This window comes from Sphingomonas sp. KC8 (genome assembly GCF_002151445.1).
GTDB lineage: Bacteria > Pseudomonadota > Alphaproteobacteria > Sphingomonadales > Sphingomonadaceae > Sphingomonas_E.
Genome location: NZ_CP016306.1, coordinates 1,850,158 through 1,863,015, shown reverse-complemented (window position 1 = coordinate 1,863,015; position 12,858 = coordinate 1,850,158). Strand labels below are relative to the sequence as shown.

Here is a 12,858-nt window from a genome sequence, read left to right as displayed (position 1 = left end):
GCCGGAAATCATAAGGAGGATTGTCGTGGCCAAGGCCTGGACCCTGAAATCGCGGCCCGTGGGTGTGCCGGGCGCAGAACATTTCGCGCTGGTCGAAATGCCCGCCGCCCCGCTGGCCGAAGGCGACGTGCGTGTACGCAACAGCTGGCTTTCGGTTGATCCGTACATGCGCGGGCGGATGTATGACGTGAAAAGCTATGTCCCGCCGTTCGCGCTGGGTGAACCGCTGGCGGGTGGTGCCGTGGGCGTGGTGGTGGAATCACGCGCGGCGGGCTTTGCCCCTGGCGATCGCGTGCTCCACATGCTTGGCTGGCGCGACGAAGCGGTTGGGCCGGCCAGAGAGTTCACCAAATTGCCGGCCAATGGCGCCCCCGATCAATGGTTTCTCGGTCCTCTCGGCATGCCGGGGATGACGGCTTATTTCGGCCTGCTTGCGGTGGGCGAGGCCAAGGCGGGCGAGACGGTGTTCGTGTCGGCCGCGGCCGGGGCGGTCGGCTCTGCGGTGGTGCAGATCGCCAAGCTCAAGGGAATGACGGTCGTCGGATCGGCCGGTGGACCGGAAAAATGTGCGCTGGTCCGCGAATTGGGCGCGGATGCGGCGATTGATTACAAGGCCGAAGGCTCGTTGGTGGCCAAGCTCCACGCGGCCGCGCCTCAGGGAATCGACGTCTATTTCGACAATGTGGGCAGCGATCATCTGGATGCGGCGCTGGCCGTGGCGCGCGATAATGCCCGGTTCGCCATGTGCGGGATGATCGACGGTTATAATTCGTCGGATCCGGTAGCCCTGCGCTATCTGATGCGGATCATTGCCGCGCGAGTGCGGTTGCGCGGGTTCATCGTCTTCGATTTCGCTGATCGGATGGCCGAGTTCCAAGCCGAAATGGGGGCCTGGATGGCCGCAGGGAAGATTCGCAGCCTCGAAACCGTACATGACGGGCTGGCCGCAACGCCCGATGCGTTTCGTGCGCTGTTCAGCGGTGGCAACACCGGCAAGATGCTGGTGCGGCTGTAGCGCCTGCAATGGTTAGGCAGCGTCGTCGGCTTCCTGCGGTTTCACGTCGCGCAGGCGGCGGACGCGCAGTGGCGGTTCGCGGGTGGTTTGCGCCATTTGCATGATTTTGGCGCGCAATTCGGCGCGCTTTTCGTGGATCGACGCGATCACCGGCCCCATCGCGACGCCGAGATCGACCAGCACGGCTTCGGATAGTTGCAGTGAGGATTCGAGTGTTTCGGGTACGGCATCGGTGGCGCCGGCCTTGTACAGTTCGGCGGCGTGGTTCGGGTCGCGGGCGCGGGCAACGATGGTGAGATCGGGGTAAAGGGCGCGGACACGGGCGACGGTGCGGACGATCTGCACCGGTTCGTCCATCGTCAGCACCAGCGCGCTGGCCTTGTCGAGGTGCAGCCGTTCGATCATCCCGGGCCGCATGATATCGCCGAACATGATCTGGTATCCGCGCTGGCGGGCATGGGCGATCGTATCGATATCGGCGTCGAGCGCCATGTAAGGCCGCTTGTGGGCGTCGAGCATCTGCGCGACGAGCCGGCCAACGCGGCCAAAGCCGACGATGATGGCGCGGCCGGGTGCCAGCGCCGATTCTTCGGAAGGATCGGCCCGGTGGCGCATATCGACCCGACGCGCGGCATCGCGGCCGATCCGCGCGAGCAGCGGGGTGATGGTCAGGCCGATCGCGGTCACGATCTGCCAGAATGCGGCGGTCGACGGCATGATCAGTTTGGCCTGCGCTGCGGCGGCCAGCACGATCAGCGTCGTTTCCGATGGCGATGCCATCAGCAGTCCGGTTTCGGCGGCGACGCCACGGTCGGCGCCGCTGAACCGCAGCAGGACGGCGGTGACGATGGCCTTGGCGGCGACGACACCGACCACCGCCATCGTCAGTTCCTGCCAGTTGGCGAGGATGACGCGCACGTCGAGGCTCATGCCCACGGTGATGAGGAACACGCCGAGCGCGAGGCCCTTGAACGGCGCGGTGATCACTTCGACTTCAGTGTGGTAATCGGTTTCAGCGATCAGGATTCCGGCGAGCAGCGCGCCCACGATCGGCGACAGGCCGACTGCCGTGGTGGCGATGCTCGACAGGATGACGACGAGCAGGCTGGCGGCGAGGAACAGTTCGGGGCTTTTTGTGCGTGCGGCCTGCGCGAACAGGCGCGGCAGCAGGAAGCGGCCGAGGACCATCAATCCGACGACGGTAAGGCCGCCCTGCCATAATGTGGTCAGAATGCCTTCCCAGCCTTCATCGGTGGCGTTGGGGGCCAGGGCGCCCAGCCCGAAGATGATCGGCACCAGCGCGAGATCCTCGAACAGCAGCATGGCAAAGGCGGTGCGGCCGACTTTGGATGCGGTGCCGGCCATCGGCAGCACCAGCGCGGTCGACGATAAGGCGAGCGCAAGGCCAAGCCCGATCGCGCCGACCCAGCTTTGCCCGATAAGGTGCAGGGCGATGCCGATCACCAGCGCCGAAATGATCAGTTCGGCCGCGCCAAGTCCGAAAACGGATCCGCGCATCGACCAGAGGCGTTTGAACGACAATTCCAGCCCGATCGAAAAGAGCAGGAGGACGATGCCGAATTCCGCGAATGGCTCGATCGAATGGGCGTCGGTTATCGTAAAATGGAACAGCCACGGCGCATGATCGACCAACGACCCCAACCCCGATGGGCCGACGAGCAGGCCGACAAGGATGAATCCGATCACCGGATTGACGCGGAAACGCGCAAAGGCAGGGATGACAAGGCCGGCGGCGCCGAGGATAACCAGCGAATCGCTGAATGCGTTGGAATGGATCGGTAGTGGCATCGCCGTAACCTTGCGTGCTGCGCCGCCGCAATTCCAGCGTTTGCGTGTCAGTTTTTACATTTTGTTTCTAGCTCGCATATTCGCGCATCAGTCCTTAGTTCTACCCGCTAGCCCCTCCAGGAGAACGTTTCGCCGCATGCCGCATGTCACACCGCTCATCGGAACCATCGTCGGAGGCCTCGTTCTGGCCTTCATATTCGGCGCAATTGCGTTTCGGCTGCGGGTGTCGCCATTGATCGGTTATCTGCTGGCGGGGATCGCGGTCGGGCCATTCACGCCGGGCTATGTCGCCAATCAGAGCCTGGCCAATGAACTGGCTGAAATCGGCGTGATCCTGCTGATGTTCGGCGTCGGTCTGCATTTCTCGGTCAAGAACCTGATGGCGGTCCGCAAGATCGCGGTGCCGGGCGCGCTGGTGCAGATTGGCGTGGCAACCCTGCTCGGGATGGCGCTGGCCTGGATGATGGGATGGACGGTCATCGGCGGCTTCGTCTTCGGCCTCGCCTTGTCCGTGGCGTCGACCGTGGTGCTGCTGCGCGCGCTGCAGGAACGCCGGATCGTCGATACGGAGCGCGGCCAGATCGCGGTCGGCTGGCTGATCGTCGAAGATCTGGTGATGGTCCTCGCGCTGGTTCTGATCCCGGCAATAGCCGTCGGCGGTGGCAGCGGATCGGGCCTGGCGCTGACCTTGGCGATCACCATCGGCAAGGTCGGGGCGTTCATCGCCTTCATGCTGATCGTCGGCCGGCGGGTGGTGCCGTGGATGCTGCACGAAGTGGCGCATACCGGATCGCGCGAACTGTTCCGGCTGGCGGTGCTGGCGATTGCGCTGGGCGTGGCGTTCGGTGCCGCCGTGCTGTTCGGCGTGTCCTTTGCGTTGGGCGCGTTCTTTGCGGGCATGATCCTGGCCGAATCGCCCCTGAGCCAACGAGCCGCCGAAGAGACGTTGCCGCTGCGCGATGCGTTCGCCGTGCTGTTTTTCGTGTCGGTGGGCATGCTGTTCAATCCGGCAATCGTGACGGAGCAGCCGCTGCCGCTGCTGGCGACGGTGCTGATCATCCTCGTCGGTAAGTCGATCGCGGCCTTCATGATCGTTCGGGCGTTCGGGCGCAGCCGCAAGACTGCGCTAACCATCGCCACCAGCCTTGCCCAGATCGGCGAGTTTTCGTTCATTCTCGCCACGCTCGGCTTCTCGCTGAAACTGCTGCCGGCCGAAGGGCGCGATCTCATCCTGGCCGGTGCGATCCTGTCGATCATGCTGAATCCGTTGCTATTCTCGCTGATCGATCGTTTCGGGGGGCGGCTCACGGGGGAAGGCGATGGCGCCCCGGCCAAGGAGGAGCCGCCGCTTGCGCCGCTGTCCGGTCATGTCGTCCTGGTCGGCCACGGCCGTGTCGGCAGCCTCGTTTCGGCCGGGCTGATCGGCGTGGGCGAGCGGGTTACGGTGATCGAGGCGGAACCGGATACGTCGAACCTGCCGGAGCAGGGCGTGGCGCGGTTGCTGGTTGGCAACGCCGCCGCCGGGCAACTGCTGCGCGATGCGAAGATCGAGGAAGCCCGGATGCTGTTCGTGGCGATCCCCGAAAGTTTCGAGGCGGGCCAGATCGTCGAACAGGCCCGTGCGCTCAACCCGCGCCTGCGGATCATTGCCCGCGCGCACAGCGATGCCGAGGTCGACTATCTCAAGGCGCATGGCGCCGATCGCACGATCATGGGCGAGCGCGAAATAGCGCAGCGCATGATCGATGAGGCGCGGACGGAGATCAAAAACGGGCACTAACGTCTTGACCGGCGGCCGATCCTGGCGTCCCTAGAGGGCGATTGATAAAGGGCGCGGGATTCAAGGACGATATGGGCGGCGCCCACCACAACCATCATCACGCGGCAGGCCATGACAACGGCCATGGCCATCATCACGGGGCCGGTGGGCACAGCCATGGCCCGGTGAATTATGGTCGCGTCTTCGGGATCGGCATTGCACTCAACCTCGCTTTTGTCGGGATTGAGGGGTTTTACGGCTTCGTCACCGGATCGATGGCGCTGCTGGCCGATGCCGGGCACAATCTGTCCGACGTGCTTGGCCTCGTCATCGCATGGGGCGCCTGGCGCCTGTCGCGCCGTCGGCCAACCGCGCGTTTCACATATGGTTTGCGCGGTTCATCGATTCTGGCCGCGCTGTTCAACGCCGTTTTTCTGATGGTGGCTTGCGGGGCGATCGCGCTGGAGGCGATTCAGCGTTTCTCGGCGCCCGCGCCGGTTTCGGGCGGGACGGTGATGATCGTCGCCGGGATCGGCATCGTCATCAATCTTGGCACCGCCCTGCTATTCGCACGGGGCAGCCAGGGTGACATCAATATCCGCGGCGCCTTCCTCCATATGGCGGCGGACGCGGCGGTATCCGCCGGCGTGGTCATCGCGGGCCTGCTGACGCTCAAGACAGGGGCGACGTGGATCGATCCGGCAACCAGCCTGGTCATCGTCGCGGTGATCGTTGCCGGCACCTGGGGGCTGCTGCGGGAATCGCTGGCGATGGCGATGCAGGCGGTGCCCAACCGGATCGATCCGGGGGCTGTCGTCCGCGCGCTCGGCGAAGTCGAAGGGGTCGCGCGGGTTCACCATCTTCACATCTGGCCGACCAGTACGACCGAAACCGCGTTGACGGCGCATCTCGTGATCCCCGATGGCCATCCGGGCGATGCGTTCCTGCGCGCGACGGCCACGATGCTGCATGAGCGCTTCGGCATCGGCCATGCCACCTTGCAGATCGAACAGGACGAATGCGGTGATTGCGCCTTTCATATCTGATCCGGCTGGACCGTAGCGACAGCCTGTTCCATGATACGCGAACGCGCAACAAGACGCGGGCGGGTGACCGGAATGGAGACGCATGGAGAAGATAATATACGCATTGTGGCGCAGTGACGCGGTTCCGGCCGACCTGTTCAACCGCCGCCTGCTTGAAGAAGTCGCCCCTGCGCTGGGTGCTCACACGCTCGCTGTGCGGGTCAATGTGGCGGATGATGCGGTCGTTGGCGGCAATGTGCCGCGCATCGCCAATATCCGCCCGCAGATGGATGCGGTGATCCAGGTCTGGGTCAATTGTTCGCACGATCCCTATCGTAAGCCGATCGATGATATCATCGCCGCCGTCGCACCGCGCTTTGCCGCCTGGCTGGTCTGCGAATCCGTGCCTTTGCCAAACACATTGCATCCACCGGTGCCGGGCCAGCGGACCGCAGGTTTCTCGCAACTCGCTTTCATCGGCCAGCCGCCGAAGATGACGCACGAGGAGTTCGTCCATAACTGGAAGACCGTGCAGACGTCGGTCGCGATCGAAACGCAGGCCAATTTCGAATATCGCCAGAATCTGGTGGTCCGCCCGCTGACCTATGGCGCGCCGGCATTCGTCGCGATTGTCGAGGAATGTTTCCCGGCGGAAGCGTTCAACGATGAAGCGGCTTATTATGACGCAGTTGGCGATGCAGCGAAGGAGGCGGAAAACAAGCGGCTGATGTTCGAGGCCTGTGCGCAGTTCATGGATTTTTCGCGGATTGACGTGATCCAGACCAGCCAGTTCGAGGTGCGACCTGTTCTTTGATTGGCCGGGGTGTGTCGTAATCACGGCATGACGGTCGCATCATGTCCCGAAATGTGCGGTTAATGCGTTTAATGTTACGGCGGATCAGTGATATGAATGCCTCCTCCAAATGGAGGGCGGCGGCGCCCGGCCGCAATGATATGATAACGCGCGGCCGCATCGCGGCTGCCGGTAATTCATTGGCGCGGTCCAGGGCGATCGCGACAGTCGGAGAGTGAAGATGGCGACGACGGCGGAATATGGCCTTGGCGAACAGACTTTCCCACGCGGATGGTTCATGGTCGCGGATACGGACGAACTGGAAGGCACCAAGCCGCTGTCGGTCCGCTATTTTGGGCGTGATATGGTGCTGTATCGGGGTGAATCCGGCGCGCTTCATATGGTCGACGCTTATTGCCCGCATATGGGGGCGCATCTCGGCCGCAACACCACATCCTACGTGATCCGCGACGGCAATCAGGTCGAAGGGGATTCGATTCGCTGCCCCTATCACGGCTGGCGTTTCGGGCCGGACGGCCGCTGCAACCAGATCCCTTATTCGCCGCAGAAGGTGCCCGGCGCCGCCAAGCTGGAAAGCTGGCCGGTCGTGGAGCGCGCCGGCTGTATCTGGATGTGGTGGGATCCCGAAGGCGGTGAACCGGAATATGATCTGCCGGAATTTGCCGAATATGGCGCGCCGCATTGGGTGAACTGGAAGATGGACCGCCTTGGTTTGCTCAACAGCCATCCGATCGAAATTCTCGATAACATGGCTGACCGCGCCCATTTCGAGCCGATCCACGGCACGCAGGACGTGATTCTGTTCGAAAATGATTTTAACGACCACAAGGTCGTTCAGCGCATGTCGTCGGGCCACCGCACGCTTTCGGCTGAAGGTGGCGAGCCGTTGTACACCGATACCTGGTACACCGGCCCGGGCATCCTGATTTCGAAGATGGAAGGCCAGTTCCCGTCGATCATCCTGATCACGCACACACCTGTCGACGATGGTGTCGTCAAGGTGTGGCACGGCCTGCTCGTCAAGGTGCCGGGCGCGGTTCCGTCCGACGAGGAACTGGTGCTGGCGCAGGCGTATCAGCAGGCGTCGTGCGATGCCTTCAGCCAGGATTTCGAAGTGTGGGCGAACAAGCGTCCCTGCTTCAATCCGATGGCAGTGCTTGGTGATGGGCCGATCGGCAAGTTGCGGATCTGGTATCGCCAGTTCTACAATCCGCGTGCCCGCGCGCCGGAATTCCGCGCCCGCGTCAACGGCACGATCGTCACGCGCGGCACGGTCAACGCGCCATGGGACCAGCAGGTCGCCTGAACCGCTGATCGGATCGAAACAAAAAAGGGGGCGGGGCAGCGAAGGTTGCTCCGCCCTTTTTGCGTTTGTCGAAGAATGTGGTGCGTTTGTCGAAAGCCACATCGGGGGCAGGGGCCGGCGATGGCTGGCCCGTGTCATCAAATAGACCCGCTTGGCTGCTTATCGGCTGTTGGGCCTTACGCCATTGTATCAAGCTTGAAATTTGCGCGGCGGCTGGCTGTGGCATAAGGCGGACGGGCCTTGGGGGAGGCGGTGTCCGATTTTCGGGCGCAGTGCGTTTTGGTTTGGCGCAATCAAAGGCGAGTTCTATTCTAACCCCGATGCGACATTTTCTTATCCCCGTCATCGCGCTGGCGCTGGCCTCCTGCGGCTCTGGAAAGAAAGCGGAAGGTGGCGGCAGTCAGGCGCCGCTCGTCACCGCTGCGATTGTCGCTCCGGCGCGCTTTGTCGAGCGTGTCGAGGCGGTTGGCACAGCGCGCGCACGCGAACAGGTTACGCTGTCCGCACCCGTGACACAGCGCATCGATCGGATCAGTTTCGAAGATGGCGGTTTCGTTGCGCGCGGGCAGATCATCGCGGTGCTTGCCCAGGGCCAGCAGAATGCCCAGCTTGCCGATGCCCGCGCCCGCGCCCGCGAGGCAGAGCAGCAGCTGGCCCGCCTGTCGCACCTCAAGGACCGGGGGTTCGCCACCAACGCCAGCGTCGATGCGCAGGTGGCGGCGGCGGCGGCATCGGCCCGTGCGCAGGCGGCGGAGGCGATCGCGTCGATCGGGGATCGGGTGATCCGTGCGCCCTTCGCCGGATATGCGTCGCTGCGAACGGTTTCGGCGGGTGCGGTGGTGACGGCGGGAACCGAAATCGCCACGATCAGCGATATATCCGAAATCAAGCTCGACTTTCCGGTGCCCGAAACCATGCTGGCGACGATCGCGCCCGGACAGGCGATTGACGCGCGTTCGGCCGCATATTCGGATCAGCCGTTTCGCGGCACGATCGCGACGATTGATCCGGTGGTCGATCCGGCCACACGATCGGTGATGGTGCGTGCGGTGCTGCCCAATGGCGATCGCAGGCTGAAGCCCGGCATGCTGATGAGCGTCGCGATCGAAGCCTCGCCGCGCACGTCGCCAGCGGTGCCCGAACTGTCGGTTGTCGGGCAGGGTAGCGACCGTTTCGTGTTCGTGATCGGCCCGGACAATATCGTCAAGCGTGTGCCGGTGAAGACAGGCGTACGCGACAGAGGGCTGATTGAAATCGTTGCAGGGCTGAAACCCGGCCAGAAAGTCGTCGGCGAAGGCGTGGTCAAGGTGGCCGACGGCGGCAAGGTTCGTACTGCCGGGGCCGATAATGCCGCCTCCGCGCAACGGGCGTCGGCAGGGAAATAAGGCGATGTTGCTTTCCGACGTTTCGGTCAAGCGCCCGGTGTTCGCGGCGGTGCTGGCGATCCTGTTGACGATCGTCGGCATTGTCGCATTCTTCAGCCTGTCGGTTCGCGAATATCCTGATGTCGATCCGCCGATCGTGTCGGTGGAGACCACCTATACCGGGGCGGCTGCCAACGTCGTCGAAAGCCGTGTCACCCAGCTGATCGAAGAACGATTGGCCGGGATCGAAGGCATCCAGACGATTACCTCGCGATCGCGCGACGGCATGTCCGACATTTCGGTCGAATTTACCCCCGGCCGCGATATCGATGCGGCGGCTAATGATGTGCGCGATCGTGTCGGCGGCGTCGCCGATGATCTGCCCGATGATGTGCTGCCACCCGAAATCCGCAAGGTCGATGCCGATGCGCAGCCGATCCTGTGGTTCACGTTGTCGGCGCCGCCCGGATGGTCGCGCATTCAGTTGTCGGATTATGTCGATCGCACGCTGGTCGATCGCCTGTCTGCGATCGATGGCGTTGCCCGCGTCCAGATTGGCGGCGAAGCGCGGCCGGCGATGCGGGTGTGGCTGATCCCGGAAAAGCTGGCGGCGTTCGGCCTGACGCCGGGGGACGTGGAAACCGCGCTACGCACCCAGAATGTCGAACTTCCGGCCGGCCGTATCGAAGCGCAGAGCCAGAATGTCACGGTGCGCGTCAACCGCCCGTTCGCGACGGCGGAGGAGTTTGCGCGGCTTGTCGTCGGGCGCGGGGCGGATGGCTATCTTGTCCGGCTGGGGGATGTCGCGCGCGTCGAGCAGGCGCCGGAAAATCTCTACACGTCGTTTCGGGCGAACGGGCAGACGGGTGTCGGTGTCGGCATCGTCCGTCAGTCGGGCGCGAATACGCTGGCGGTGGCGGATGCGGCCAAGAAGGTCGCCGACGAAATGCGCAAAAATCTGCCGCCGGGTATGACGATGGGGCTGGGCACCGATAGCTCGCTGTTCATCTCGCGCGCGATTCAAGGCGTCTATCACACGATGGGCGAGGCGGCGGTCCTCGTCGTTGCGGTGATTTTCCTTTTTCTGGGTAGCTGGCGGGCGACGTTGATCCCGGCGATTACCGTACCGATCTGTCTGCTGGCTACCTTCGCGGTGCTGTGGTCGCTTGGTTTCTCGATCAACCTGCTGACCTTGCTGGCACTGGTGCTGGCGATCGGCCTTGTCGTCGACGATGCGATCGTCGTCCTTGAAAATATCCACCATCGTATCGAACAGGGCGAAGATCCGCTGGCGGCGGCCTATCTCGGCACGCGGCAGGTGGGGTTCGCGGTGATTTCCACCACGCTCGTCGTTTGTGCGGTGTTCGTGCCCGTGATGTTCATTGCCGGCCAGTCGGGCCTGTTGTTCCGGGAATTGGCCGCGGCGATGATCGGTGCGGTTGCCTTTTCGGGTTTCCTGGCGCTCACCCTTGCGCCGATGCTGTGTTCCAAGCTGTTGCGCCATCAGGAGCGCGGGCGGCTTGCGCAGTGGATCGATGATCGTTTCCGTCGGATCGAAACCGCTTATGCCGGGCTGGTCGCGCGGGCGATCGCGCGTCCCGTGCTGGTGCTGGGGATCGTTGGGCTGGTGTTGGCCGGGGCGGCCGGCCTGTTTCTGACCCTGAAATCGGAATTGGTGCCGACCGAGGATATCGGCATCGTCCAGCTTCAGCTCAGCACCGCCGAGGGCACGGGTTTCGACGAACTTGACCGGCAGATGCACAAGGTTGAACAACTCGTGCTGCCGATGGTGGATGATGGTGTCGTCCGCCGCGCGATCACCCGCGTTCCGGCCAGCTTCGGCGCGACCGAGGATTTCAATAGCGGCGGCATGACGCTGTTCCTGAAGCCGTGGGAAGAGCGCGATATCAAGACGCAGGACGTGGTCGACGCGGTGAACGCCAAGCTGCGCGATCTGCCGGCGATGCGCGGCAACGCGAATTCGCCATCGTCGCTGGGCCGTGGCCGTGGCCAGCCGCTCAATTTCGTCATCGCCGGATCCAACTATGCCGATCTGGCGCGTGCGCGTGATCGTATCCTTGCGGCGGCACAGGAAAATCCCGGGATCATCAATCTCGATTCCGATTATAAGGAAACCAAGCCGCAACTGCTGATCGACGTCGATACCGCGCGGGCCGGTGATCTGGGCGTATCGGTCAACGCGGTCAGCCAGGCATTGCAGACGCTGATGGGGTCGCGCCGCGTGTCGACCTATGTCGATCGGGGCGAGGAATATCGCGTCATCGTCCAGGCCGAACCGTCTGGCCGCAAGGTCGAGGAAGATCTCGGCCGCGTTCATGTGCGGTCGCAGTCGGGCCAGCTCGTCCCGCTCGCCAATCTCGTCTCCGTGCGCGAAAGCGCCGACGCCCGCGAACTGGGCCGCTACAACAAGATGCGCGCGATCACCTTGTCGGGCGGACTTGCGCCGGGCTACTCGCTGGGCCAGGCGCTCACCTTCCTCGAACAGCAGGCCGCGGCCGCGCCGGAAGTGACGGCGGTCGGCTATCGTGGCGAAAGCCAGGCGTTCAAGGAGAGCGGCGGATCGATCCTGCTGGTGTTCCTGCTGACGATCGTCGTCGTCTATCTTGTGCTGGCCGCCCAGTTTGAAAGTTTCGTCCATCCGGGCGTGATCATTACCACCGTGCCACTGGCGGTGGCGGGCGGGGTGATCGGGCTGGCGGTGATGGGCCAGACGCTCAACCTTTATAGCCAGGTCGGCATCGTCATGCTCGTCGGGCTGGCGGCGAAGAACGGTATCCTGATTGTCGAGTTTGCGAATCAGCTGCGCGATGAAGGCGTGGCGTTCGTCGATGCGATCAGGCAGGCTTCGGTTCGCCGTTTGCGGCCGATCCTGATGACGTCGATCGCGACGGTGGCGGGCGCTGTTCCGCTGATGTTGGCGGGCGGCGCCGGCGCAGGGGCGCGGCGCGCGATCGGCGTGGTTGTCGTCTGGGGCGTCAGCATCGCGACAATCATTACGCTGTTCATGATTCCGGTACTGTACGTGTTGATGGCTCGACGGACGGGATCGCCACTGGCGGTAAGCCGGAAATTGGACGAAGCACTGGCAAATGGCAGCGGACCGGGGCAGACTCAGCCCGCTGAATGACGCGGCCGGGGGCGGTCGTGGGTTTTGGGGGAACGGACAGGCATGGGCCAGATCGCTTCGCAGTCACAATTACGCATGGCATTCGTTCGGTGGGCCTTGGTGCTGGTGCCGCTAGTCCTGTTGCTCGGCATTCTTTCGGGATGGCTGGCCAATTCGGGGTATGACAATCCGTGGTTCAATGCCCTGCAAAAGCCGGCGATCATGCCGCCGGGGTGGGTGTTCGGCGTCGTATGGTCGATCCTCTATGTGCTGATGGGCTTCGCGCTGGCGCTGATCGTGTCCGCTCGCGGCGCGCGGGGCCGGCAGGTGGCACTGGCCTTCTTTGCGGTTCAGCTGATCCTCAATCTGGCATGGTCACCCCTGTTTTTCGCGGCGCATCAGGTGACGGCCGCTCTGGCGCTGATCGGCATATTGCTGGTTGTGGTGGTGATGACGACATGGCGTTTCTGGCGGATTCGCAAGATCGCCGGGCTGCTGCTGCTGCCCTATGTCGCCTGGCTGATCCTGGCGACGGTGCTCAATTTCGAAGTGATGCGGCTCAATCCTGATGCGGAATCGCTTGCACCGGGACGTGTCCGCACCCAGATCAGTCTATAATTCAGATAACGCGCATGGGAG

Annotated in this window: 9 protein-coding genes; 8 read left to right on the top strand and 1 reads right to left on the bottom strand. The window is 63.5% G+C overall.

From position 1 onward, the window contains the following. Positions 1–25 precede the first annotated feature (25 nt). Positions 26–1,015: an NADP-dependent oxidoreductase gene (locus tag KC8_RS08770; protein WP_010127021.1), complete on the top strand. Its 990-nt coding sequence runs from the start codon at positions 26–28 to the stop codon at positions 1,013–1,015. Positions 1,016–1,027: 12 nt separating this feature from the next. On the opposite strand, the gene KC8_RS08765 is transcribed toward KC8_RS08770, so the two are convergent. Then, a complete protein-coding gene (locus KC8_RS08765; RefSeq protein WP_010127022.1) occupies positions 1,028–2,824 on the bottom strand; it encodes a cation:proton antiporter domain-containing protein in 1,797 nt (598 codons plus the stop codon). Positions 2,825–2,960: 136 nt separating this feature from the next. Here KC8_RS08765 and ybaL point away from each other — a divergent pair, with 136 nt between their 5' ends. From ybaL to KC8_RS08730, 7 genes are all read left to right on the top strand, one after another. Then, on the top strand, positions 2,961–4,604 hold the full coding sequence (ybaL, locus tag KC8_RS08760) for a YbaL family putative K(+) efflux transporter (protein WP_010127023.1): 1,644 nt from the start codon (positions 2,961–2,963) through the stop codon (positions 4,602–4,604). A 71-nt stretch (positions 4,605–4,675) separates the two neighbouring features. Then, on the top strand, positions 4,676–5,629 hold the full coding sequence (locus tag KC8_RS08755) for a cation diffusion facilitator family transporter (RefSeq protein ID WP_037496793.1): 954 nt from the start codon (positions 4,676–4,678) through the stop codon (positions 5,627–5,629). Positions 5,630–5,711: 82 nt separating this feature from the next. After that, entirely contained in the window at positions 5,712–6,422 is a 711-nt protein-coding gene (locus KC8_RS08750; protein WP_086495555.1) for an EthD domain-containing protein, read from the top strand. 220 nt (positions 6,423–6,642) lie between these two features. Next, positions 6,643–7,728, top strand: coding sequence for a Rieske 2Fe-2S domain-containing protein (locus KC8_RS08745; protein WP_010127108.1), 1,086 nt, complete (start codon positions 6,643–6,645; stop codon positions 7,726–7,728). A 320-nt stretch (positions 7,729–8,048) separates the two neighbouring features. After that, positions 8,049–9,113 carry an efflux RND transporter periplasmic adaptor subunit gene (locus KC8_RS08740; protein ID WP_010127106.1) on the top strand — a complete coding sequence of 355 codons (1,065 nt, stop codon included), beginning with the start codon at positions 8,049–8,051 and terminating at the stop codon, positions 9,111–9,113. Positions 9,114–9,117: 4 nt separating this feature from the next. Continuing rightward, a complete protein-coding gene (locus KC8_RS08735) occupies positions 9,118–12,240 on the top strand; it encodes an efflux RND transporter permease subunit (RefSeq protein ID WP_010127105.1) in 3,123 nt (1,040 codons plus the stop codon). A gap of 42 nt (positions 12,241–12,282) precedes the next feature. Continuing rightward, positions 12,283–12,837 carry a TspO/MBR family protein gene (locus KC8_RS08730; RefSeq protein ID WP_029624761.1) on the top strand — a complete coding sequence of 185 codons (555 nt, stop codon included), beginning with the start codon at positions 12,283–12,285 and terminating at the stop codon, positions 12,835–12,837. Positions 12,838–12,858 lie beyond the last annotated feature (21 nt).